This window comes from Mesorhizobium newzealandense, from assembly GCF_042682145.1.
GTDB lineage: Bacteria > Pseudomonadota > Alphaproteobacteria > Rhizobiales > Rhizobiaceae > Mesorhizobium > Mesorhizobium newzealandense.
Genome location: NZ_JBHUGZ010000026.1, coordinates 18,851 through 42,703, shown reverse-complemented (window position 1 = coordinate 42,703; position 23,853 = coordinate 18,851). Strand labels below are relative to the sequence as shown.

The window sequence follows — 23,853 nt, the reverse complement described above, 5'->3', positions numbered from 1 at the left end:
AGCCTGGACAGAGCGACGATGGACGAACGGGTACCTCGCGACTTCGAGACGCTGCGCGCCACCATCCTGGACCGGCGCGAAAGCCTGCCGAAGCGCATCGCCCAGATCGCCGCCTATGCGCTCGACAATCCCGACGACATCGCCTTCGGCACCGCCGCCAGCATCGCCGCTTCGGCGGGCGTGCAGCCGTCGACCTTGATCCGCTTTGCCCAGCAGCTCGGCTTCGACGGTTTCACCAGCCTGCAGCAGGTGTTTCGCGAGCGATTGCGCGAGCGCAATTCATCCTATGACGAACGCCTGCAGGCCTTGCGCGTCAAGGCCGAGGGCGGCGCCGGCCATCGGGCGATCTTCGACGGCTTCGTCGCCGCCGCCAGCACCTCGCTCAACGACATTTCGCGCACCCTGGACGACGCGCATCTGGAAGACGCGATTTCCCTGCTGGCAAAGGCGGAGACCATTTTCGTGCTGGCCAAGCGCCGTTCCTATCCGGTGGCGTCCTACATCGCCTACGCGCTGGGCAAGTTGAAGATCCGCAACCAGCTGATCGAATCGGTGGCGGGTCTCAACGCCGAGATGATCGCATTCGCCACGCCGGCGGATGCCGTCATCGCCATCAGCTTCTCGCCCTACGCGCCGGCCACCATCGAGGAGGCGCGCAGCATTTCGGAACAGGGCGTGCCGATCGTCGCCATCACCGACAGCTCGTTCTCACCGCTTGCGCAGTTCGCCAGCGTCTGGTTCGAGGTTGCCGAGGCGGATTTCGCCGGCTTTCGCTCGCTGTCGGCGACGATGGCTCTGGCCATGGCGCTGACCGTCGGCGTCGGTGAGAAGCGGCGCAGCACAGGTAGGAGACGCAAGTCCTAGCAGGCACCTCAAGGGCAATTTTAGGCAAAGGAATGCTCATTCCATATTGACTATGGATTGGAATTATTATTTCATATTCCCCGGCGCCACGCTGCCGCTCGCGCGTGTACCCCAAAACAACAAGGCCGATGGGAGGTTCCAATGAGCGAAGCCGTGGACGCGAAACAGGCGCCGCTCGACGTCATCACCATCGGGCGCGCTTCCGTCGACCTCTATGGCCAGCAGATCGGCTCGCGGCTGGAGGACATCACCTCGTTCGCCAAGTCGGTCGGCGGCTGCCCGGCCAACATCTCGGTCGGCACGGCCAGGCTCGGCCTGCGCTCGGCGCTGCTCACCCGCGTCGGCGACGAGCAGATGGGCCGCTTCATCCGCGAACAGCTCAAGCGCGAAGGCGTCAACGTCGACGCGCTGAAGACCGACAAGGAGCGGCTGACCGCGCTGGTGCTGCTGTCGGTCGAGGACGAAGGCGTTTCGCCGATGATCTTCTACCGCTCGGATTGCGCCGACATGGCGCTGGCGCCGGAAGACATCGACGAGGCCTTCATCGCCTCGGCGCGCTCCATCGTCGTCACCGGCACGCATTTTTCCCGCCCCAACAGCGATGCCGCCCAGCGCAAGGCGATCCGCATCATCAAGGCCAAGGGCGGCAAGGTGGTGTTCGACATCGACTATCGGCCGAACCTCTGGGGTCTGGCCGGCCATGCCGAGGGTTTCGAGCGCTATGTCAAGTCGGACCGGGTCTCGGCCCAGCTGAAGACGGTGCTGCCCGATTGCGACCTGATCGTCGGCACCGAGGAAGAGATCATGATCGCGTCGGGCGCCGACGACTGCCTGAGCGCACTGAAGACGATCCGCTCGCTGTCTGCGGCGACCATCGTTCTGAAGCGCGGCGCCATGGGCTGCATCGTCTATGACGGGCCGATCAGCGACGATCTGGAAGACGGCGTCGTCGGCAAGGGCTTTCCGATCGAGATCTACAATGTGCTGGGCGCCGGCGACGCCTTCATGTCCGGCTTCCTGCGCGGCTGGCTGGGTGGGGAAGATCATGCAACGGCGGCGACCTGGGCCAATGCCTGCGGCGCCTTCGCCGTGTCGCGGCTGCTCTGCGCGCCGGAATATCCGACCTTCGAGGAATTGCAGTTCTTCCTCAAGAACGGCAGCAAGCATCTCGCCTTGCGCAAGGACGAGGCGATCAACCACATTCATTGGGCTACCACCCGCCGGCGCGACGTTCCCTCGCTGATGGCGCTCGCCTGCGACCACCGCATCCAGCTCGAGGATGTGGCGGCGAAGGCCGGTGCCGATCCCGCACGCATCCGCGATTTCAAGGTGCTGGCGGTCAAGGCGGCGGCGAAGGTCGCTGCCGGCCGCGACGGCTACGGCATGCTGATCGACGAGAAGCATGGCCGCGAGGCGATGTTCGAATTCGCCCGCCATCCCTTCGCCTGGCTCGGGCGGCCGGTCGAATTGCCGGGCTCGCGGCCACTGCGTTTCGAATTCTCGCAGGACATCGGCTCGCAGCTCGTCGAATGGCCGGTCGACCACTGCATCAAGTGCCTGTGCTTCTATCATCCGGACGATCCGGCGGCGTTGAAGGAAGAACAGCAGCAGAAGCTGCGCGCGCTGTTCGAGGCCGCGCGGAAAGTAGGCCGAGAACTTCTCGTCGAGATCATCGCCGGCAAGCACGGCAAGCTCGACGACACGACCATTCCGCGCGCGCTGGAGGAACTCTATGCGCTCGGCATCAAGCCGGACTGGTGGAAGCTCGAACCGCAGGCTTCGGCAGCAGCGTGGGCCAAGATCGAAGCGGTGATCCTGAAGCACGATCCGTGGTGCCGGGGCGTCGTGCTGCTCGGGCTGGAAGCGCCGCAGGACGAGCTGGAAGCGGCTTTTGCCGCCACCGCCAAGGCGCCCATCGTCAAGGGGTTTGCCGTCGGCCGCACTATCTTCGTCCACGCGGCCGAACAATGGCTGGCCGGCAAGATGTCGGATGACGAGGCGATCGCCGACATGGCGTCGCGCTTCGAACAACTGACCGAAGCGTGGCTTGCCGCGCGCGGCCGCAAAGCAGCATAAGAAGGCGCGGCATAGGACTGCGGAGGAAAATACCATGAGCAAGACAATCCGCCTGACGATGGCGCAGGCGCTGACCCGCTTTCTCAGCAAGCAGATGACCGAGATCGACGGCAAGAAAGTCCCGATCTTCGGCGGCATCTGGTCGATTTTCGGCCATGGCAATGTCGCCGGCATCGGCGAAGCGCTCTATCAGGTGCGCGACGAATTGCCGACCTTCCGCGCCCACAACGAACAGGCGATGGCGCATGCGGCAATCGCCTATGCCAAGGCCAATTTCCGCCGTCGCTTCATGGCGGCGACCTCGTCGATCGGCCCTGGCGCGCTCAACATGGTGACGGCGGCGGCATTGGCTCACGTCAACCGGCTGCCGGTACTGTTTCTCCCCGGCGATGTCTTCGCCAACCGCATCCCGGATCCGGTCCTGCAGCAGGCGGAGGATTTCTCCGACGGCACCGCGACGGTCAATGACTGCTTCCGTCCGGTTTCTCGGTACTTCGACCGCATCACGCGGCCGGAACAGATCATCCCGGCGCTGAACCGCGCGATGCAGGTGCTGACCGATCCGGCCGATTGCGGCCCGGTGACGCTGTCGCTCTGCCAGGACGTACAGGCCGAGGCCTATGACTATCCCGAGAGCTTCTTTGCCGAGCGGGTCTGGCACCAACGCCGGCCGCGTCCGGACCGCCATGAGCTTGCCGCCGCGGTGGCGGCGCTCAAGGGGGCGAAGAAGCCACTGGTGATCGCCGGCGGCGGAGTCCTCTATTCCCAGGCTTCGGACGAGCTGGCGAAATTCGCGCAAGGCGCCGGCGTTCCGGTCTGCGAGACGCAAGGCGGCAAATCCTCGCTGCCGGACGATCATGCGCTCAACATGGCGGCGGTCGGCGTCACCGGCACCTCGGCCGCCAACCGGCTGGCCGAAGAAGCCGATGTCGTGCTGGCCATCGGCACGCGGCTGCAGGATTTCACCACCGGTTCGTGGGCGCTGTTCAAGAATTCCGGCAAGACCATCATCGGGCTCAACGTGCAGCCTTTCGATGCCGGCAAGCATCGGGCGCTGCCACTGGTCGCCGATGCGGCCGAGGGGCTCGCCGAACTCGCTGCGGCGCTGAAGGGCTGGAAGGCGCCGGCAAGCTGGACCGACAATGCGGCCACCGGCAAGACGGTCTGGCAGGCCGAGGCGGCCAAGGTGACGGCGTCGACCAATGCCGCCTACCCGTCCGACGCGCAAGTGATCGGCGCCGTGCAGCGTGCGATGGGCACTGGCGTGACGCTGCTGCATGCCGCCGGCGGCCTGCCGGGCGAACTGCACAAGCTCTGGCAAGCGGGCGCGCCCGGCTCCTACCACGCCGAATACGGCTTCTCGACCATGGGCTACGAGATTGCCGGCGGGCTCGGCACCAAGATGGCGAAGCCCGGCGAGGAGGTCGTCGTCATGATCGGCGACGGCTCCTATCTGATGCTGAATTCCGAGATCGCCACCTCGGTGATGCTCGGCCTGAAGCTCACCATCGTGCTGCTCGACAACCGCGGCTATGGCTGCATCAACCGGCTGCAGATGGCGACCGGCGGCGCCAACTTCAACAATCTCCTGAAGGACTCGCGCCACGAGATCCTGCCCGACATCGATTTCGCCGCGCATGCGGCGAGCATGGGGGCGATTGCCGAGAAAGTGCCGTCGATCGCCGGGTTGGAAAACGCTCTGGAAAAGTCGAAGAAGAACAACCGCACAACCGTGCTGGTCATCGACACCGATCCGCTGGTTTCGACCGATGCCGGCGGCCATTGGTGGGATGTGGCGGTTCCGGAAGTGTCAACGCGAGCCCAAGTGAACGCGGCGCGCAAGGCCTATGACGAAAAGCGGCAGATGCAAACCATTGGCGATTGATGCCAACGCTGCCTTGAATTGAAAAAGACCGGGCGAACCTGGTCCGAATGGTCTGAAACCGGAGTGACGACTTGAAAGCCAAACTGGGCATGTCCCCCATTGCGTGGTGGAACGACGATCTTGCGGAACTCAGCGATGACGTGTCGCTGGAGGAGTGTTTGCGTCAGTCGCGCTCGGCCGGCTTCACCGGCATGGAAATGGGCCGGCGTTTTCCCAACGATCCCGATGTCATGCTGCCGATCCTTAAGAAAGCCGACGTGACGCTGTGCGGCGGCTGGTTCTCGGGCACGCTGGTCGAAGGCGAGATGGCTGACAACAAGGATCGCATCCAGCCGATGATCGATCTGTTCAAGGCGGTGAACGCGCCTTGCATCGTCTATGGCGAGGTCGGCCGCTCGATCCAGGGCGACCGCTCGAAGCCGCTCGCCACCAAGCCGAAGCTGTCGGACGACGAGATGAAGGCCTATGCGAAACGCCTCACCGCATTTGGCGAATGGTGCGCCGAACAAGGCATGCCGCTTTCCTATCACCACCACATGGCGGCGGTGGTCGAGACCGAGCCGGAGCTCGATGCCTTCATGAATTATTCCGGAGCCGGCATTCCGCTGCTGCTCGATGCCGGACATCTGGCCTTTGCCGGCGGCGATGTCCTGCGCGCCATCGACAACCATCACAAGCGCGTCAGCCATGTGCATGTGAAGGATGTGCGCATGGAAGTGATCGACAAGCTCGATCGCACGAAGCAGTCCTTCCTCGATGCGGTTGCGCTCGGCGCCTTCACGGTGCCGGGTGACGGCTCGCTGGATTTCGGCGCCATCGTGCATCGGTTCGCCGACCATGGCTACGAGGGCTGGTTCGTGGTCGAGGCCGAGCAGGACCCGAAGAAGAATCCGCCGCTCAGGATGGCGCAGGTTGGCCACAAGGAATTGATGCGGGTGATGACGGCGGCCGGCTACACGGTCGAGACACAAGGCTTTCCCAATGCCTAGGGCTTTCCGAATGCCGAGGGCTTTGCCTGACGCGCTGGTTCTCGGCGACGCCGGGTTGCTGTAGGTTGGCCGCATGAAAGATTCCGAGCACCCGTTTTTCCGGCCTTTGTGGCGGCGTGTCGCCGTCGTCGCGGTCTGCGTCATCTGGTCGATCATCGAATTCGCCACCGGCACGCCGTTCTGGGGCGTGATCGCGCTCGGCTTCGCCGGCTACGCCGTCTGGCAATTCTTCTATCTCTACAAACCGGCCGACGAGAGCAAGGCAACGGCCGAGGCCGAACCGAAGGAGTAACCCGGATGTCGAAACTGCTGGTGAAGGCCGACAAGGGCCATGGCCGCGTCGCTCATGTGACGCCGAAAAACGCCGGCTGGACCTATGTCGGTTTCGATCTGCATCGGCTGAAGCCTGGCGAGAGCGCCTCGGGGAAAACGGACGATCGCGAGGTCTGCCTGGTGTTCGTCACCGGCAAGGGCACGGCGTCCGCCGGCGGCAAGGACCTCGGCCTGCTCGGCGGGCGCATGTCGCCGTTCGAGGGCAAGCCGTGGTCGGTCTATATACCGGAAGGCTCCGGCTGGTCGGTAACAGCCGACACCGAACTGGAACTCGCGGTCTGCTCGGCGCCAGGTCTTGGCGGCGGTCTGCCGGTGCGCGTGATCGGACCGGACGATCTCGGCCAGGAGGTGCGCGGCAAGGGCACCAACACGCGCTACGTCACCAACATACTGCCGGAGGGCAAGCCGGCCGATTCACTGCTGGTGGTCGAGGTCATCACGCCCGGCGGCCACACGTCGAGCTACCCGCCGCACAAGCACGACCAGGACAATCTGCCGGCCGAATCCTATCTCGAGGAAACCTATTATCATCGCCTCAACCCGCCGCAGGGTTTTGCCTTCCAGCGCGTTTACACCGACGCCGACAAGAATGGCCATCGCGCGCTGGACGAAGCCATGGCGATCGAGGACGGCGATGTCGTGCTGGTGCCCGAGGGCTATCATCCCTGCGCCGCCTGCCATGGCTATGACCTCTATTATCTCAACGTGATGGCCGGGCCGAAGCGGACGTGGAAATTCCACAACGCACCCGAGCATGAATGGTTGATGAAGGCCTGATCGGTCATACCTTTCGGGTGAAGCTATTGGTCCAGCTTGGAAAAATCGTCGGCTAAGGACCCCGCCGGGTCGATTTGCCCTCGAAAACCCTTCAAAGCTTCGTCAATCCGTCATGGAAATCACCTATGGCAGCGGAGCTGACGAGGACTTCTCATGCGCTACGCCATTTATTTCACCCCCCGGCAGGACGAGCCGCTGGCGCGGATCGCTGCCAACTGGCTCGGTCGCGACCCGTTTGGGGCCGCGACAAGGCCGGTGGAGGCGGTGGCCGAACTGTCGGCGGCGGAAGTCGCCTTCCACACCGCTTCGGCGCGGCGCTACGGTTTTCACGCGACGCTGAAAGCACCCTTCCGTCTGGCGGCCAACGAGACGGAGGCCTCGCTGCGCGCCGCGCTCGACCATTTTGCCGAAGCGACGCCGGTGGTGACGATCCCGCGCCTTGTCGCCAGCCAGATCGACAGCTTCTTCGCGCTGGTGCCGGAAGGACCGCTGCCTGCGCTCAACCGCTTCGCCGATGACGTCGTGCTCGGTTTCGACCGTTTTCGCGCGCCGTTGACCGAGGCGGAGATCGAGCGACGCAGCCCGGATTCGCTGAGGCCGGCCGAGTTCCGCAATCTGTGCCAGTGGGGCTACCCCTATGTCTTCGAGACCTTCCGCTTCCACATGACGCTGTCCGGCCGGGCGGGGCCACAGGAAAGCCCTCGTCTTCGCCTAGCAATCGACAGCCTGTTCGCGGAGGTGCTGCAACAGCCGGTGCTGGTGGATGCGCTGACGCTGTTTGTCGAAACCGAACCGGGCGCACCGTTCATGGTGCTCTCCCATCACGCGCTCGGGCGCCGCCCGGCCAGAAGAACTGCCTGAAGAACCCCTGCCGGAACAACCCCAGCCGGAACCAAGCAAGGACTGCCTGAAATGACCGCCGAGACTGTTCTTACCAACGCCCGCATCGTGCTTGCCGACGAGATCGTCGTGGGCTCGCTGGTGCTGCGCGACGGCTTTATCGCCGGCATCGATGCTGGCACTGGCCAAACCGGCGGGAACATGGCCGGCGAGGATATGGGCGGCGACTACATCATCCCCGGGCTGGTCGAACTCCACACCGACCATCTCGAAGGCCACTACGCGCCGCGGCCGAAGGTGCGCTGGAACCCGATCGCCGCCGTGCTTGCCCATGACGCGCAAGTGGCAACCGCCGGCATCACCACCGTGCTCGACGCTTTGCGCGTCGGCATGGACGAGGACGCCGACCTGACATCGGACGACATCCGCAAGCTGACCGACGCGATCGAGGACAGTGTCCAGCAGGATCGTCTGCGGGCCGACCATTTCATCCATCTGCGCTGCGAGGTTTCGGCGCCGGACTGCCTCAGGGCCTTCGCCAATTTCGACGGCGACGAGCGCGTCAAGCTGGCATCGCTGATGGACCATGCGCCCGGCCAGCGCCAGTTCGTCAACCTCGAAACCTATGCCTATTACTACCAGCGCAAGCTGAAGCTGACTGACCGCGACTTCAAACTGTTCTGCGAAAAGCGGATGGGGGAATCGGCGCGCAATTCGGCACCGAACCGGGCGGTGATCGCCGCCGCCTGCCATGCGCGCGGCATCGTGCTGGCAAGCCACGACGACGCCACCATTGGCCATGTCGGCGAGGCGATCGAACAGGGCGTGCGCGTCGCCGAGTTTCCGACCACGCAAGAAGCCGCCAGGGCCTCGAAAGAGGCCGGGCTCGGCGTCCTGATGGGTGCGCCCAACGTCATGCGCGGCGCTTCGCATTCGGGCAATGTCTCGGCCCGCACGCTGGCCAGCGATGGCCTGCTCGACATCTTGTCGTCCGACTACATTCCGTTCAGCCTGATCCAGTCGGCGTTCTTCCTCGGCGACGTCGTCGAAGGCATTTCCTTGCCGCAGGCGGTCGCCATGGTCTCGAAGAACCCGGCCGAAGCGGTCGGGCTGACCGACCGCGGCATCATCGAGCAGGGCCGCCGCGCCGATCTGGTGCGCGTGCGTGTCGACGACCACGTTCCGGTCGTGCGCACGGTCTGGCGGCAGGGACGGCGGGTCGCGTGATGGTGTCGGCGTTGATCGAGCGTGAATTGTCCGCCGAGACGTTTCCGATCCGCGACGGCGTCTTCGTCGCCGTCGTCGGCCCAAGCGGCGCCGGCAAGGATACGGTTATCGGCTACGCCCGCGCCCGCTTTGCCGACGAGACCCGGCTGGAGTTCGTTCGCCGCGTCATCACAAGGCCGAGCGATGCCGCGAGCGAGGATCACGACACGCTGGCAGACGCTGCCTTCGTCGAAGCCGAAGCGGATGGCGCCTTCGCCATCTCCTGGGAGGCGCATGGCTTGCGCTACGGCATCCCGGCCGATGTCGACTGGTCGGTCGCCAATGGCCGTGTCGCGGTGGCGAACGTGTCGCGTGGGATCATCCCGGTCCTGCGCGAGCGCTATGCCAATCTGGCCATTGTCGAGGTCACCGCCTCGCCGCAGGTGCTGGCCGAACGGCTGGCGATGCGCGGCCGCGAGTCGCGCGGCGAGGTGCTGGCGCGGCTGGCGCGCAGCGCCAATGTGACCTTTTCGGGACCGGGCGTCACCTCGATCGACAACAGCGGCCCGCGCGAGGCGGCCGGCGAGCGTTTCGCCGAAGTGCTGCGCAAGGCGATGGCCTTCTCCGACATGTCGGGCCTGATCTAGAGCGTCGGCTCCCGACGCTCATTCTCCATCGATGCAGGTGCCGCTGGCGCGGTTGCTTTCAAGCCCCAAGCGCAAAGGGCATCAGCGACACGGTGCCAGTCGCGCTTTCGCCTGGGGCGAGCACGATGATGCCCTCGTCCGCATCGTTCCATCCGCCCCGGTTGAAAGCACCGGAGGCATTGGTCTGCGGCTCGACGCAGAAATACGGCTTCGTCGGGTCGGCGTACAACATCAGGTGCTTGAAGACGGGATCGGCCTTGATGAGCAGACCTGCGCCGCACGCCGGAAAGCGAAGCGTTGCCTCACCGGTCCAGCCGCCATAGTCATTGTTGCGCCAGCCGGCGGGTAAAGGCCGGCCGTTGGCGAAGTCGAGTTCGGGCGCAAGTGTGATCGGATCGCCCGCGAGGCCTTGCGGTTCTTCCAGATAGAATCGCGTGGCCTCGAACTGCAGTGTGACGCCCGGGTCGCGATCGAACCAGGGATGCAGGCCAAAGCCGAACGGCATGGAAACCGGCCCCGTGTTGGTCAGCGTCATGGTCACGCCGAGGCCTTGTTCGGACACCGTGAAAGCCTGCGTCGCGTGATAGGAGTAGGGTTCGACGCCGGCTGCGATATCCAGCGACAGCGTTGCCTGGGCGTCGCCCGCTTGGGCGACAGTCCAGGCGTGTTTCCAGCCACTGCCATGCACGTTGACTGTTTCGGGTGGATTGTTCGGCTGGACCTGCCAGCGCTTCGCTGCGAAGTCGAAGGCATTTCCAGCGATGCGGTTGGCGTAGGGCACCATCGGGAACATGGCAACACCAAGCACGTCGCCCGCTTCGCGATCGTCATCTGAAAGCCGGCGCATGAGATCGATGCCGCGCCAGCGCATTGAGCTGACGCTGCCGCCGATTTGCGGCACCAATCCGACTTCAAGCGCCCCGTCCTTGAGTGTCAACGGTTCAGGAATTCCACCCATCGCCTGCCATCCATCCACCCATCGATATCAGGCATTTGACCCCGACATTTATTCCGCGGCCGCACCGGCGACGTTCTTGCGGGAGGCATCGACCATTAGCCGCCGTGCCCTGAACACGCCCCATTGCTGGTCGACCAGCACGCCGATGAGGATGACGCCGCCCATCACCGCGAAGTTGAGGGAGGACGGGATGCCGAGCAGATTGACGAGGTTCTGCAGTTCCTGCAGCAGCACCGTGCCGAGAATGACGCCGATCAGCGAGCCCTCGCCGCCACGCAACGAGAAGCCGCCGAGCACCGCCGCGGCAATGGCATAGAGCTCGTAGAACTGGCCGTGGCTGGCCGGCGAGATCGAGCGCGTGTACATGGCGAAATAGATCGCCGACAGCGCCGTCAGCACGCCGCAGATGACATAGGCGGCCATGACGACGCGGCCGGTGCGGATGCCGGAGTATTTCGCCGCCTCCTCGTTCTTGCCGATGGCATAGAGGTAGCGTCCGAACACCGAGCGGTGCAGCACCACCCACATGACGATGGCGATGACGATCAGCGCGATGAAGCTGTTCGGCACGCCCCAGGAGCGGCCGGCCGTCAGGAATTCGAGTTCGGGGAAATTCTGGCCGAAGGCGAAGCCGGCGGTGCCGTCGGCGGTGTAGAAACGGGCGACGCCGCGATAGATCAAAAGACCGCACAGCGTGACGACGAAGGGTTGCAGCTTGAGCCGCGTGATCAGCCAGCCATGCACCAGGCCGATGATGGCGCCGAGCGCGATGATCAGCACGAAAGCCAACGGCCAGTCCAGATCGCGCACGGCGATGAAGTCGATGAACAGCGTGCCCAGCAACGCGACCACCGAGCCGACCGACAATTCGATGCCGCCGGTGATGATGACGAAGGCCTGGCCGATCGACAGGATGCCGAACAGGCCGATCAGGTTCGAGGTGTTGGCGAGATTGATCGGCAACAGGAAGCGCGGGTTGATGATCGCCACGATGGCACCGACCACCAGGATCAGGATCAGCAGGCCGAGATCTTTCTTGCTCATCGTCTTCTCCCAAACGCCTGCTTGAACAGGTTCTACAAAGTGTTTCCCGCGACCGGGACCGCGGCAGAACAAAACTATTTCGGCTGCTTGCCCACCGCCAGCAGCAGCACGTTTTCCTGGCTGAACTGTTCCTTGTCGAGAATGCCCGAGATCTGGCCTTCATGCATGACGGCGATGCGGTCGGACACGCCGATCACCTCCTCCATGTCGCTGGAGATCATCAGGACGGCGACGCCGGCATCGGCGAGTGCCCGCATCAGCCCGTAGATTTCCGCCTTGGCGCCGATGTCGATGCCGCGTGTCGGCTCGTCGAGGATCATCACCTTCGGGCTCATGGCGAGCCACTTGCCGAGCACGACTTTCTGCTGGTTGCCACCCGACAGCGTGCCGGTGCGCGTCTGCACCGACGGCGCCCTGATGCCGAGATTGGTCTTCTGCTTCTCGGCGGTGGCGGTCTCGGCACTTGCCGAAACCAGGGAGCGGCGCGCATGCGCCGGCAGATTGGGCAGCGAGATGTTCTGGGCGATCGACAGGTCGAGCAGGATGCCGGTCAGCTTGCGGTCCTCTGGCACGAGGAAAATGCCGTGCGAGACAGCATCCGCCGCCGAGCCCAGCACAAGCGGCTTGCCGTCGAGTTCGAGCGCGCCGCCAAGGCTGCTGTCGATGCCGAAGAACACTCGCGCCAGCTCGGTGCGGCCGGAGCCGACAAGCCCGGCAAGGCCAAGGATTTCGCCGCGCCTGACATCGAGGTCGACCGGCCGGCCGGGATAGGCGGGGGTGCGGATGGCCTTGGCGGCAAGCGCGACCGCGCCCGGAGCCCGCGCGGCCTCGGAGGCCTTCTCGCGCTCCTTCAGCATGCGGCCGATCATCAGCTTGACCATCTGGTCGTGGTTGATGACGCTCTTCTGCAGCGTGCCGGCGAGCATGCCGTCGCGCAGCACGACGACGCGGTCGGCGACACGCTCGACCTCGTGCAGGCGGTGCGAAATAAAGATGACGCTGATGCCGTCGGCCTTCAGCGCCTTGATGACGTCGAGCAATTTGTCGGTTTCGGCGAGAGGCAGGCTCGATGTCGGCTCGTCGAGGATGACCAGCCTCGCCTTGATCGACAGCGCCTTGGCGATCTCGACCATCTGCTGCTGGGCCAGCGACAAAGCGGAGACCGGCGTGTCGGCGGAGAAATTGGCGCCGACGCGCTTCAACAGCGGCGCCACCATAGTGCGCAGCCTGGCGCGGTCGACGAGCTTGAGCGGCCCGGCGCGCAACGGCTCGCGGCCGAAGAAGATGTTGGCGGCAACGTCGAGATTCTCGAACAGGTTGAGTTCCTGGTGGACGAAGGCGATGCCGGAACCGAGGCTGCCTTCGACGGTCAGGCCCTGGTGGGCGGTGCCGTCGACGGTGATCGTCCCGCTGTCCGGCGTGGTGACGCCGCCGAGGATCTTCATCAAGGTCGATTTGCCGGCGCCGTTTTCGCCGACGAGGCCGATGACCTCGCCCGGCCTGACCTCCATGGAAAAGCCATCGAGCGCGACGACGCCCGGATAGGTCTTGCGCACGTTCTCGAGGCTGAGGAACGGGATGGACGCGGTTATGGATGTGTCGGAATAATTCATCATGCCTGACAGCAGCCGGTGGGCCGTTTTTGGTCCATCTTCAGACTGACGATCCTCACGGTGTTCGTCAATGCGAGCAGCCGGCCCAAGGCGAACTTGAGCCGGCTGAACTGCCTGTGGTCTCAGTTTCCGGACATCGCCTTCAGATTGGCGGCGTAGGCGTCGACGTCATCCTTGCCGATGATCTTGGTCGGGATGATGATCAGGCCGCCGGCCGGGATGCCCGACTTGTCGCCCTTGAGATAGGAAGCCATCAGCTTCATGCCCTGATAGGCCCATTCGAAGGGCTGCTGCACGACCGTCGCGGCGATGGTGCCTTCCTTGACGCCGCCCAGCGTGATCGGATCGTCATCGAAGCCGACGACGGTGATCGAGCCGAGCTTGCCGGCGTCGCGCAGCGCTTCATAGATGCGCGGCGTGTTGTAGGAGTAGAAGCCGACCATGCAGGTGACGTCGGGGCTGGCGACCAGCGCGTCCTCGACATTCTTCTTGGCGCGCGCCTGGTCGATGTCGTCGCCGCGCACGTCGATGAGTTCGATCTTGGTGCCGGCCAGCCCATCCTTCATGCCCTGGATGCGCTCCTTGGCATTGTCGGCGCCGAGCAGGCCGACGAAGCCGAGGCACTTGCCGCCATTGGGCATCGCCTTCTTGGCGATCTCGGCCGCCTGCTTGCCGGCATCGACATTGGAAGAGCCGATATAGGCGACGCGCTTGGTCTGCGGGGCGTCGCTGTCGGTGGTGAACAGCGCCGTTTCCGAGGCGATCTTGTTGAGACCATCGGTGGAGGTCTTCGGATCGACCGCCGAGACCATGATGCCCTTCACGCCGGCCGTCACCAGATCGTCCATCAGCCGCTGCTGGATGGCGACCGAGGACTGCTCGGGATATTTAAGCTCCAGGGTGTAGTCCGGCAGCTCGCCTTGCGCCTTCTTGACGCCGGCTTCGGCGGCCTTCCAGAAATCGGAAGCGCCGTTGACGACGAAGGCCAGCGTCGGCTTGTCGTCGGCGCGCGCGATTGCCGTCGCCGACAGGCCGAGCAGCAGCACAGCTGTGGCTACGGATGCATTTCGTATCAAGGATTTCATGTTCAACCTCCCGTTTGGTTCAGTCGCTCGACTGACCGATCTTGCACTGACCTGATTTTGCCGTTTGCAGCTTGGACGCCCTCCTCCTCAAAGGGTTCCCGACACCGAAAGAATGGCGGCGTTCCAGCCACGATCACGGACCTTAGAGACTCATCTATCGTTCGTAAATAGTCCGATTTGTCTGACATATCACATGTCCGAGACAAGCTTGCGGAGATAGGATCCGCTCGCCATCGTGCCATTCACGCTCACTCCCTCCGCTCCCGACCCAACCGGGCCGGACGCGACGGATTGACGGTACAGCGCATCTTTGTATTAGTAAACAGTATTAGTTGCGAGGCGATATCTCAGGGCATACTGCGGTTTCGGGCCTGTCTGCCGGCGAGCCGATGCGTTGGCCTTGCCCAAGCCGAGCCTTGTGATTTTTGGGTTTCGGACTGCGGTAACGGCGTGGTGGATGGACCACGAGGTCACTAATAGATATAAATGGCGATGACGATTTCTATAAATCGATATTGTCACGCCATCTTGTCGGCCTGACCGGCTGCCACTAGACAGGCCTAGGATTGGGGATGCCATGAGCGAGACGACGGATCCGGAAGCCCTCGATACGGCGCGGCGGCGCAAGCCACCGGCGAAGAGCGCCAGGGGTCGCGTCACCATGACCGACATCGCCAGAGCCGCCGGCTGCTCGCAGGCGACCGTTTCCTTCGTGCTCAACAATTCGCCCGGCATCAAGCTGTCGCAGCAGACGCGCGAACGGGTGATCGAGGCCGCGCGTGCGCTCGGCTATTCGCCGCCGGCCTTCTCGGCGTTGCAAAAGCCGCTTCCAGCCTTCGAAGGGCTTGACGGCGTGATCGGCTTCGCCGTCGACCAGCTCGCCACCAGCCCGGAGGCCGTGGTCGCCATCGAGGGCGCTCGGCAGGCGTCGTGGAATGCGGGCAACGTGCTGCTGGTGGCGCAGACGCTGGGCGATTCGGTCATGGAGCCACGCGCCATCGCGGCCCTGACTAAGCGGGGCATTTCGGCGCTGATCTACATGACCATCTTCACCCGCGAGATCGTTGCGCCCGACTATCTCTACGGCCTCGACATCCCGGTGATCCTGCTCAACTGCTACACGGCGGACTATGCCTTCCCGGCCGTGGTGCCGAGCGAGATCGCCGGCGGCCAGAACTCCACCCGCCACCTGATCGCCCACGGCCACCGCCGCATCGCCACCATCACCGGCGAGCCCTGGATGCAAGCCGCGCAGGACCGGCTGAAGGGCTATCGCCGGGCGCTCGCCACCGCCGACATCCCGTTCGACCCGGAACTGGTGGTCGAAGGCGACTGGTCGGCAAGCGCCGGCTATGCCGCGACCGTCAAGCTCTTGGCGCTGAAGGACCGGCCGACCGCCATCTTCTGCCAGAACGACCGCACCGCGATCGGCTGCTACGAGGCGCTGAAGGAAGCCGGCCTGCACATTCCGCAGGATATTTCCGTGGTTGGCTACGACGACGAGGAAATCGCCCGCCACCTGTTCCCGCCGCTGACGACCTCGATCCTGCCACACATGGCAATGGGCCAATGGGCAATCGAGCAGCTGGAAGCGCCGGCGGCTCCGGGGCGGGGACGGTATCCCATCACCAAGCTGGAGTGCCCGCTGGTGGAACGGGAGAGTGTAAGGGCGGTGGCGTCGACATAATTCCGGTGACCTGACCCCATCGTAGGCCTATGCTGGGATTTCGTGCGATCCTCCCTTGGGTAGTGGAAAGTCGCTCATGTGGCCGAACCGTCGCCTATGCGATCTGCTGAAGATCGAGCATCCGATCATCCAGGCCCCGATGGCTGGTTCGGCAACGCCAGAACTTGCCGCGGCAGTGAGCAATGCCGGCGGGTTGGGATCGCTGGGCTGCGCATCGATGCTGCCAGATGCTCTGCGCAACGTTGTCCGCCAGCTGCGCGGCTGGACGGAAAATCCGTTTAATCTCAATTTCTTCGTCTATCCGCAGCCCGACACGAGCGATACCGTCCTGGCACAGACCATTGACAGGTTGCGGCCCTACTATGAGGAGCTGTCCCTTGGCGCGCCGCCTGCGCGGCTTCCACCGATCGGGCCGGGCTTCGACGATGCGAAGCTTGATCTCGTGCTGGAGGTGCACCCGCCTGTCGTCAGTTTCCACTTTGGCATTCCGGACCAGGCTGCGATCGCCAGACTGAAGAAGGCCGGTATCGTGATCTTGAGTTCGGCGACGACCGTTGCCGAGGCGCGCAAGCTTGCCGAGAGTGGAGCCGACGCGGTCATCGCCCAGGGATGGGAGGCGGGAGGGCACCGCGGCTCTCACGTTCCGAACGGGTCAGGTGACGGCGTGGGAACGATGGCGCTGGTTCCCCAGGTCGTGGATGCCATCGATCTTCCGATTATTGCCGCGGGAGGCATTGCCGACGGTCGAGGCATAGCGGCCGCCTTTGCCCTTGGCGCCAGCGGCGTCCAGATCGGTACTGGCTTTCTGTCCTGCGACGAGGCCGGCACCGATGCGCCGCGCCGCGCCCTGATCCGGTCTGCGACCGACATGGACACAATGGTCAGCAATGCCTTTTCCGGCCGCGCGGCGCGGATGAGGCGCACGCGCTACGTCCTGGAGATGGAAGAGCGCCGGACGCGGCTTCCAGATTTCCCGCAAATGGTCGCGCTCAGCACCCCACTCGGCGATGCCGAACGCGCAACGGGGCGTGGGGACTTCGGCTTTCACCTCTACGGGCAAGCGGCCTCGTTGAACCGGGAGCTTCCGGCAGAGCAGTTGATGCGCACGCTTGTCGCCGAAACACAAGTGATATTCGGCGCCCTCTCGGCATAATATGGCGACAGGCGCGCAGTGCTGGTCAACGGCATTCCCGCCTCGGGCAAAAGCACGGTCTCGCGCGGCACAGCCGAGCACGATCACCAAGCTGGAGTGCCCGCTGGTAGAGCGGGAGAGCGTGCGGGCTGTGGTCGGCTCGTCCGCGCGTTCGAGCGAAGCGTCGGTGGGATAAAGCGTCCGCTCGCGCGCCGGCGCCTTATCCGCCAACCATCAGCTTGACGACTTCGTCATGGTTCGTCTCCGAGATCTTGCGCTCGCCCGCCTGGACGCCGCGCCGCAGCACGACGATGCGGTCCGAAACGGCGAAGATGTCCTGCAGATTGTGCGAGATGAAGATCACGCCGCGACCTTGCGCCTTGAGCTGGTGGATGAGCGCGATGACCTTGCGCTGTTCGGGCACGCCAAGTGCTGCGGTCGGTTCGTCCATGATCAGGATCTGCGCGTCCCAATAGACGGCCCGGCCGATGGCGACAGCCTGCCGCTGACCGCCGGAGAAATTGCTGACCGGGGCATCGAGCCGGCTGACATGGAAATCCAGCCGCCCCATGGTCTGCTTGGCGGCCACGGCCATGGCCTTGCGGTCGAGCACCGGCAGGAATCCGAAGGCCTTGCGCATCGGTTCACGGCCGAGGAAGATATTGGCGCCGATGGACAAATTGTCGGCCAGCGCCAGGTCCTGGTAGATGGTCTCGATGCCTTTTTCGCGCGCCTCCTGCGGTGTCGCGAAGGTCACCGGTTGCCCCCTGAGCAGGATCTCGCCGCCCGTCGGCTGAAACACCCCCGATATCGCCTTGATCAGCGTTGTCTTGCCGGCACCGTTGTCGCCCGCCAGCGCCACCACCTCGCCCGGCCGCACGGCCATGGAGAAATCGTTGAGCGCCTGGACGGCACCAAAATGCTTGGAGAGGTGGCGGACTTCGAGAAGCGGTGTGGCTTGTTGCGAATTATTCATCCTGGCGAGCTCCACTGAACCGGCGCTGCGCCTGGTCGATAAGGACGGAGATGATGATGACGACGCCGACGGCGATGAACTGCCAGAACGGCTCGACATTGACGAAGACCAGCCCGTACTGGATGACCGCGATCACCAGGGCACCGGCGACCGTGCCGAAGATGGTGCCGGATCCGCCGAACAGGCTGGCGCCGCCGATCACGACGGCCGCGACGCTGTCGAGCAGCAAGGGCTCGCCGGCCTGGGCGGCACCGGCGGTGAAGCGCGCCGCATAGAGCGCGCCACCGAGGCCGGCGCACATCGCCGAAAGCACATAGAGGCGCAGGATGTGCCCCCTGATGTCGATGCCGGCGCGACGCGCCGCCTGGACGTTGGCGCCAATGGCGTAGTTGTGCTGGCCGAACCGGGTCTGGCTCAGGATGTAGTGCATGACGATGACGAAGACGGCGGTGATCATGACAAGATAGGGCACGCCGTAGAACTTGCCGTTGCCGAGCAGCGCGAACCAGGAATTCTGCACTGGCACCGTGGTGCCGCCGGCCAGCAGGAAGGCAGCACCGCGCGCCACGCCGAACATGCCAAGCGTGCCGATGAAGGGCGGGATCCTGAGCCGCGAGATCAAAAGGCCGTTGATGACGCCCGGCACGCCGGCGACAAGCACGGCGGCCAGAATGCCCGCCAGCATGGCCAGCGGCAGCGGGATCGCGGCGCCCGCCATGTTGGTGGCGTGGGCGGCAATGACGGCCGCAAGGCCCATGATGAAGCCCAGCGAGAGGTCGATGCCTCCCGAAATGATGACGAATGTCTGCCCGGTCGCGAGCAGCAACGGCGCCACGGCAAAGATCGCGATGGACTGCACGTTGAACGGGTTGAGCACGAAGGTCGCGCCGAAGGAGAGCCGCGACCAGACCTCGAAACAGATGATCAGGCCGGCGAGGAACAGCCAGGCGCGGCCTTCGGCGATGCGTCCGAGCAAGGTCCTGGCCGGATCACCATGGTCCGCCTGAGGGGCGACATGGGTCTCGCCTTGGGTTGGGGATGTTGAAGTCATGAATGGTTCCGATCCGCGGCGCGGCCTCCGTCAAACAGGGTCCCGGGTCACCCGGCGCTGGTCTCCTCCCGGCAGGCGGGAAGGAGACCAGGTCGGCTGGGCTCATTCGGAATAAAGGTACTTCGAAATGTTCGGGTCGGCGATGTTGGACTTGTCCATGATCGTGAAGCCGGTGCCGATCGCAACCGGGATCGAATGACCGGTCAGGTGGGCATAGGCCGAAACGACGCCGAAATAGCCGATCTCGGCGGGATGCTGGGCAATCGCAACGTCGACCAGGCCGGTGTTGATGTTGTCGACGATGCTGGTCGGCGCGTCGAACGCCACGACCTTGACGGTGCCGCTCTGCCCGGCCTGCTTGACGCCGTTGGCGGCACCGAGAGCGGAGAACAGGTTGGCGCCGAACACACCGACGAGATCGGGATTGCGCGCGAACACGGCCTGCAGCTGCGAGGCTGCCTTGTTGGCGTCGTCGTCGTTGAACTGGGTCTCGAGCACGGTGATGCCCGTATGCTTGGCCATCTCCTTCTTGAAGCCTTCCTCACGCTGGTCGGTGGTCGAAATGCCAGGCTTGACGTTCGAAACGTAGACCTTGCCCTTGTCGCCAATCGCAGTGGCCAAGGCGCGTGCGGCGATCTCGCCGCCCAGGACATTGTCCGACGCAATGTAGGCCAGCGGGAAATCCGCATCGCCGGCGCCGGTCTGGTAGACGCCGCTGCCGATGAAGGTGTCGACGGTGATCACCGGAATGCCGGCATCATTGGCCTTGCGCAGCGGCTCGACCAATTGAACCTTGTCGGTCGGCGCGATCAGGATGGCGTCCGGCTTCTTGGCGATGACCGCGTCGAGCACGGGGACCTGCGTGACCGGATTGAAATCCGGGGCGCCCTGGAAAACCAGGTTCACGCCAAGGGCATCGGCTGCGGCCTGGGCGCCCTTGCGCATGGTGATGTAGAAACCATCGGTGGTCAGGCCCGGGACGAGCGCGATGGTGTACTTCTTGTCCTGCGCCTGTGCCGGCGCGATCAGCACCGTTGCGCTGATGGCGAGAGCCGCGAACGCGGCAACAATCTTCCTCATGACATCCTCCTCATGGTGTTGGCAGATTTGCCTTGCGATTGACATCGGAATGGCCGTCAACCCGTTCAGGCTACGGATCGCAAATATGCTGACGGCCGGAACACGGGTTTCGCCTGCTTGCGGTCACGGGCAGCTCCTCCCAGGCGCCCCCAAAAGTCGTTGGATCAGCCGGTCGAAACCGACCGGCCTGATATCAGCAGTCCCGTTTCCTCGCCTCCGCAAGGTCAAGGGAACCGCGCTGCCCGGCGCGTATGCGGCCTGACTTCAAGGTTGTAACACTTTGCTGAAAGAAATTGCAACCGGGTATTTCCCCGGTGAAACGCTTTTCAAAATCAGACATCTGTCTGCTCTGCACAGCCCCGCGCGGCAGACTAGGCTGAATCGACATTCATCGCATCCATAACATTGCGCAAGCGAGTTGGATGAAGCTGAGGAAATGGATGGCGCGTCGGTCGTAGCGTGTGGCTATGTGTCTGAAGTGCTTGAGTTTGTTGAAGCACCGTTCGATTAGGTTGCGCATTTTGTATGCTTCGAAGTCGTAGGGGATCAGCTTCCTGCGGGTCGGATTGCAGGGGATGACAGCCTCGGCTCCCATCCCGGCGACGATGGCGCGCAGGGCGTTGCTGTCATAGGCCTTGTCGGCGAGGACACGTTTGGCCTCGAGCCCTTCGAGCAAGGCGGGCGCTTGGGTAACATCGCCCCGCTGGCCAGGCGTCAGGATCAGTCGCAGCGGGCGCCCTCGACCGTCCACCGCCATATGGATCTTGGTAGTCAATCCTCCTCGGGAGCGCCCCAAAGCCTGGTTTTGGTCCCCCCTTTTCCTGTCGCTGCCTGCTGATGAGCCCGGACCAGTGTGCTGTCGAGCATCACGTAGTCGTTGTCCGGATCATCGATCAGATCGGCGAACACGCGATCCCAAACTCCGGCTTTTGACCAGCGGCTGAAGCGCTGATGCAGCGTCTTCCACTTGCCGTAGCGCTCGGGAACGTCGTGCCAGTGCGCTCCGGAGCGCAGAACCCAAAGCACGCCGTTTACAAAGAGGCGATTGTCCCGACCGCTGCGCCCGGGATCACCAGCCTTGCCAGGCAACAGACCTTCAATACGCTGCCATTGCTCGCTGCTCAGTTCATATCGCCGTGCCATCCATCGCTCTCCAGACCGAATCTGGAAGCCTATGAATCATGCATCAACGCAAATTTGAATCCTGAATGTCGATTGGTCCTAGAGCATGATCGGGAAAAGTGGAAACCGGTTTTCTCGGACAAACGGAAACCGTTTGTCCAGGGATCATGCTCCAACAAGGTCCCAACCCGCCGATGGCACAACGGGTGATTTTTCCAGCTGGCGCGGCCGACGCTATCGAGGTGACAGCGCCTCGAGGATAGCCTGGGCCGTCTTGGTGTCCGTTATCAGCGCATTGATGAGCCCGGCGCGGACGGCACCGATGATGGCCGTCGCCTTTTCCGGCGAGGCGGCAACACCGATCACCAGCGGGACGGCGCGAAGCTGGGCCGGCGACATGGCGATCATCCGGCTCTCCCCCTCCCACGCGATAAGGGTACCGTCGGCATCGAAATAATGGCGAAGGACGTCTCCAGCCGCTTGAAACAGCGCCTGCTCGCTCAGCGTCGCCGCGCTCGCCTCGGGTGGGTTGATGGCATGCGGCAGGCCGATACCGACGATCGCGACATCGGTCCGGTCCCAGAGTGCGACGCTGTCACGAATAGCCGCGTCGCCGAGGAAGACGTCGCGCAATTCGGTGGATGGCAGGTAGGGCGCATGGATGAAATGCGGTGTGCCGCCGAATTCCTCGGCGGCCAGCCGCACGAACTCGTTGATCTGGAAATGTGCCGCCTGCTGCTGCATGCCGCCGGTGGCGGCGACGGTCAGAACGCCGGGAATGCGCGGCAGGCCGGCGCGGATCACCTCGCGGACGGCGCGGCCCCAGCCGATGGCGACAACCGAGCCGGCGGTCAGCTCGGCTTGCCTCAGCAAGGCGCCGAGCGGCGCGCCAAGCGCCGTCAGGGCTCCGGCTGCCGGCGTCTCGATGACCGCCGCATTGCGAAGCCCAAGCCCGTCGATCAGCTGCATGGTGACCACCTCGGGCGTTGCAAGATCGAGAACCTCGATCCGCACGATGCCCTCTGCCCGCGCCCGCTGCAGGAGACGCGATATGGTCGCGGTCGAGACACCGAGCCGCCGCGCGATATCGACCTGCGACATCTCCGCCTCGTAGTGCATCTTGGCGACCGTATGCAGCATCGTGCGCGATGCGGCCGCATCGTTTGCGGGAGGGGCAGACAGCTTGCAATTCCTTTCAGCAATGTGTTACAGGTCCGGCGACCGATCGAGTTATCGCGCAAATCCGGCAGGTTCGCAACGTGGGTTCGTTCCCGCCGGACAGTGTGGGCCGGGCCGGAATTGCCGGTTCGATAGCGCATCAAAGCGGCAAGACCTGCCTGCCGACAGGCAGGTAAAAAACTGAACCCTTCTTGTTCCACGGAATTGCGCCCGGGTGAATGGGCGCCAACATCGGACAAAACACCATGACAAAGATGACGACGGCGGAGTTGCGCGGCTACCAGCAGATTTGCGGCAAGGACGGTGCAATGATGGCCATCGCCTGTGACCAGCGCGGCGGCATGAGGACCTTGCTGGCCTCGGATCCCGAAGACCAGGCCAGGATCACCAACGACATGCTGGGCGACACCAAGGCGGACATCACGCGATACCTCGCCAGCCAGGCATCCTGCGTGCTGCTCGACCCGCTCTGCGCGGTGCCGCGCGTTGTCGATGAAGGGGTGCTGAACCGCGATACGGCCCTGCTCATCGGCCTCGACGCCTCCGGCTTCGACGTCTCGCCCGCCGGCTACCGGCTGTCGCGCCTCGTCCCCGGCATCGACGCGCGCCGGGTGCGCGAACTGGGCGGCACCGGCGGCAAGATCATGGTCTATCTGCGGGCCGACAAGCCCGAGGCAAACGAGCACAACATCGCCATCCTGCGCCAGTGCATTGCCGATTTCAGCAAGGAGGACCTGCTGCTCGTGGTCGAGTTCCTGACCTATCAGCTCGATGGCGAAAGCCTGGAGGACTATACGGCCAGAATTCCGTCGCTGGTCGAGGAAGGCACAAGGATTTCCCTGGAATGCGGGGCAAAGGTGCTCAAGCTTCCCTATCCCGGCACGCCGGAAGCCTGCGCCAGGATCACCAGCATGGCCGGCGAGGTGCCGTGGGCGGTGCTGTCGGCCGGCGTCAACCACGCGACGTTCCTCGGCCAGGTCGAAATCGCGATGAAGAACGGTGCCTCGGGTGTCATCGCCGGCCGCTCGCTGTGGAAGGACTGCATCTCGCTCGACCGTGACATTCAGCGTGAAAAGCTCAGGACCATCGCCGTGTCGAGATTGCGCGAGCTTCAGGCGGTGATCGGAAACTATCGCCGCAAGGCGGCCTAGCTGTTGTCGATATTCAGGTGATGCCGGCCTGCGAATGGCGGCTTCCCGCGCTTCCGGTGCTCACGTACTTTAAGTACGCTCCGCTCCGGTTCTCGGAAGCCACCATTCTCGACTCGGCCTGACCTGAATCTCAACACACCTTGGAGCACGGTCAGACA

The 23,853-nt window shown here is 64.1% G+C and carries 20 protein-coding genes and 1 pseudogene; 12 read left to right on the top strand and 9 right to left on the bottom strand.

The window, feature by feature from the left end; translation table 11 throughout:
* Positions 1-18: 18 nt before the first annotated feature.
* From ACFSOZ_RS31925 to phnN, 9 genes are all read left to right on the top strand, one after another.
* The gene (locus ACFSOZ_RS31925; protein ID WP_379104768.1) at positions 19-864 is read left to right on the top strand and encodes a MurR/RpiR family transcriptional regulator; all 846 of its coding nucleotides are present in this window, start codon (positions 19-21) and stop codon (positions 862-864) included.
* Between the two features lie 141 nt (positions 865-1,005).
* Complete coding sequence (locus ACFSOZ_RS31920; RefSeq protein WP_379104740.1) at positions 1,006-2,940, top strand: bifunctional 5-dehydro-2-deoxygluconokinase/5-dehydro-2-deoxyphosphogluconate aldolase; 1,935 nt, start codon at positions 1,006-1,008, stop codon at positions 2,938-2,940.
* A gap of 34 nt (positions 2,941-2,974) precedes the next feature.
* The gene (gene iolD / locus ACFSOZ_RS31915) at positions 2,975-4,825 is read left to right on the top strand and encodes a 3D-(3,5/4)-trihydroxycyclohexane-1,2-dione acylhydrolase (decyclizing) (RefSeq protein ID WP_379104737.1); all 1,851 of its coding nucleotides are present in this window, start codon (positions 2,975-2,977) and stop codon (positions 4,823-4,825) included.
* A 71-nt stretch (positions 4,826-4,896) separates the two neighbouring features.
* Positions 4,897-5,814: a myo-inosose-2 dehydratase gene (gene iolE, locus ACFSOZ_RS31910; protein ID WP_379104735.1), complete on the top strand. Its 918-nt coding sequence runs from the start codon at positions 4,897-4,899 to the stop codon at positions 5,812-5,814.
* Positions 5,815-5,887: 73 nt separating this feature from the next.
* Entirely contained in the window at positions 5,888-6,106 is a 219-nt protein-coding gene (locus ACFSOZ_RS31905) for a DUF3329 domain-containing protein (protein WP_378918623.1), read from the top strand.
* 5 nt (positions 6,107-6,111) lie between these two features.
* Positions 6,112-6,924 (top strand): 5-deoxy-glucuronate isomerase, encoded by an 813-nt coding sequence (gene iolB / locus ACFSOZ_RS31900; protein ID WP_379104733.1) that lies wholly within the window; start codon positions 6,112-6,114, stop codon positions 6,922-6,924.
* A gap of 153 nt (positions 6,925-7,077) precedes the next feature.
* Entirely contained in the window at positions 7,078-7,785 is a 708-nt protein-coding gene (locus tag ACFSOZ_RS31895; RefSeq protein WP_379104731.1) for a DUF1045 domain-containing protein, read from the top strand.
* A 51-nt stretch (positions 7,786-7,836) separates the two neighbouring features.
* Positions 7,837-8,991: an alpha-D-ribose 1-methylphosphonate 5-triphosphate diphosphatase gene (locus ACFSOZ_RS31890; RefSeq protein ID WP_379104729.1), complete on the top strand. Its 1,155-nt coding sequence runs from the start codon at positions 7,837-7,839 to the stop codon at positions 8,989-8,991.
* Positions 8,988-9,617, top strand: a complete 630-nt coding sequence (phnN, locus tag ACFSOZ_RS31885; protein WP_379104727.1) for a phosphonate metabolism protein/1,5-bisphosphokinase (PRPP-forming) PhnN — start codon at positions 8,988-8,990, stop codon at positions 9,615-9,617. Before ACFSOZ_RS31890 ends, phnN begins: the two co-directional genes overlap by 4 nt.
* Positions 9,618-9,675: 58 nt before the next feature.
* Here phnN and ACFSOZ_RS31880 read toward each other — a convergent pair whose 3' ends face one another.
* The 4 genes from ACFSOZ_RS31880 to ACFSOZ_RS31865 all read right to left on the bottom strand — a co-directional run bounded on the left by ACFSOZ_RS31880 (position 9,676) and on the right by ACFSOZ_RS31865 (position 14,317).
* Entirely contained in the window at positions 9,676-10,575 is a 900-nt protein-coding gene (locus tag ACFSOZ_RS31880; protein ID WP_379104725.1) for an aldose 1-epimerase, read from the bottom strand.
* 48 nt (positions 10,576-10,623) lie between these two features.
* Positions 10,624-11,619, bottom strand: coding sequence for an ABC transporter permease (locus tag ACFSOZ_RS31875; protein WP_379104723.1), 996 nt, complete (start codon positions 11,617-11,619; stop codon positions 10,624-10,626).
* 74 nt (positions 11,620-11,693) lie between these two features.
* Positions 11,694-13,232, bottom strand: a complete 1,539-nt coding sequence (locus tag ACFSOZ_RS31870; RefSeq protein ID WP_379104765.1) for a sugar ABC transporter ATP-binding protein — start codon at positions 13,230-13,232, stop codon at positions 11,694-11,696.
* A 122-nt stretch (positions 13,233-13,354) separates the two neighbouring features.
* The gene (locus ACFSOZ_RS31865) at positions 13,355-14,317 is read right to left on the bottom strand and encodes a sugar-binding protein (RefSeq protein WP_379104721.1); all 963 of its coding nucleotides are present in this window, start codon (positions 14,315-14,317) and stop codon (positions 13,355-13,357) included.
* Positions 14,318-14,894: 577 nt separating this feature from the next.
* Between ACFSOZ_RS31865 and ACFSOZ_RS31860 the strand changes: the two genes are divergently transcribed.
* On the top strand, positions 14,895-16,004 hold the full coding sequence (locus tag ACFSOZ_RS31860; protein ID WP_379104719.1) for a LacI family DNA-binding transcriptional regulator: 1,110 nt from the start codon (positions 14,895-14,897) through the stop codon (positions 16,002-16,004).
* Between the two features lie 76 nt (positions 16,005-16,080).
* Positions 16,081-17,157 carry an NAD(P)H-dependent flavin oxidoreductase gene (locus ACFSOZ_RS31855; RefSeq protein WP_379104717.1) on the top strand — a complete coding sequence of 359 codons (1,077 nt, stop codon included), beginning with the start codon at positions 16,081-16,083 and terminating at the stop codon, positions 17,155-17,157.
* 199 nt (positions 17,158-17,356) lie between these two features.
* Here ACFSOZ_RS31855 and ACFSOZ_RS31850 read toward each other — a convergent pair whose 3' ends face one another.
* From ACFSOZ_RS31850 to ACFSOZ_RS31830, 5 genes and pseudogenes are all read right to left on the bottom strand, one after another.
* Positions 17,357-18,112 (bottom strand): ATP-binding cassette domain-containing protein, encoded by a 756-nt coding sequence (locus ACFSOZ_RS31850; protein WP_379104715.1) that lies wholly within the window; start codon positions 18,110-18,112, stop codon positions 17,357-17,359.
* Positions 18,105-19,163, bottom strand: coding sequence for an ABC transporter permease subunit (locus ACFSOZ_RS31845; protein WP_379104713.1), 1,059 nt, complete (start codon positions 19,161-19,163; stop codon positions 18,105-18,107). The genes ACFSOZ_RS31850 and ACFSOZ_RS31845 overlap by 8 nt, the downstream gene beginning before the upstream one ends.
* A 102-nt stretch (positions 19,164-19,265) precedes the next feature.
* Positions 19,266-20,243 carry an ABC transporter substrate-binding protein gene (locus ACFSOZ_RS31840; RefSeq protein ID WP_379104711.1) on the bottom strand — a complete coding sequence of 326 codons (978 nt, stop codon included), beginning with the start codon at positions 20,241-20,243 and terminating at the stop codon, positions 19,266-19,268.
* A 388-nt stretch (positions 20,244-20,631) separates the two neighbouring features.
* A pseudogene (locus ACFSOZ_RS31835) lies at positions 20,632-21,386 on the bottom strand (IS5 family transposase).
* Between the two features lie 213 nt (positions 21,387-21,599).
* The gene (locus tag ACFSOZ_RS31830) at positions 21,600-22,505 is read right to left on the bottom strand and encodes a sugar-binding transcriptional regulator (RefSeq protein WP_379104708.1); all 906 of its coding nucleotides are present in this window, start codon (positions 22,503-22,505) and stop codon (positions 21,600-21,602) included.
* A 284-nt stretch (positions 22,506-22,789) separates the two neighbouring features.
* Here ACFSOZ_RS31830 and ACFSOZ_RS31825 point away from each other — a divergent pair, with 284 nt between their 5' ends.
* The gene (locus ACFSOZ_RS31825; protein WP_379104706.1) at positions 22,790-23,695 is read left to right on the top strand and encodes a tagatose-bisphosphate aldolase; all 906 of its coding nucleotides are present in this window, start codon (positions 22,790-22,792) and stop codon (positions 23,693-23,695) included.
* Positions 23,696-23,853: the final 158 nt, after the last annotated feature.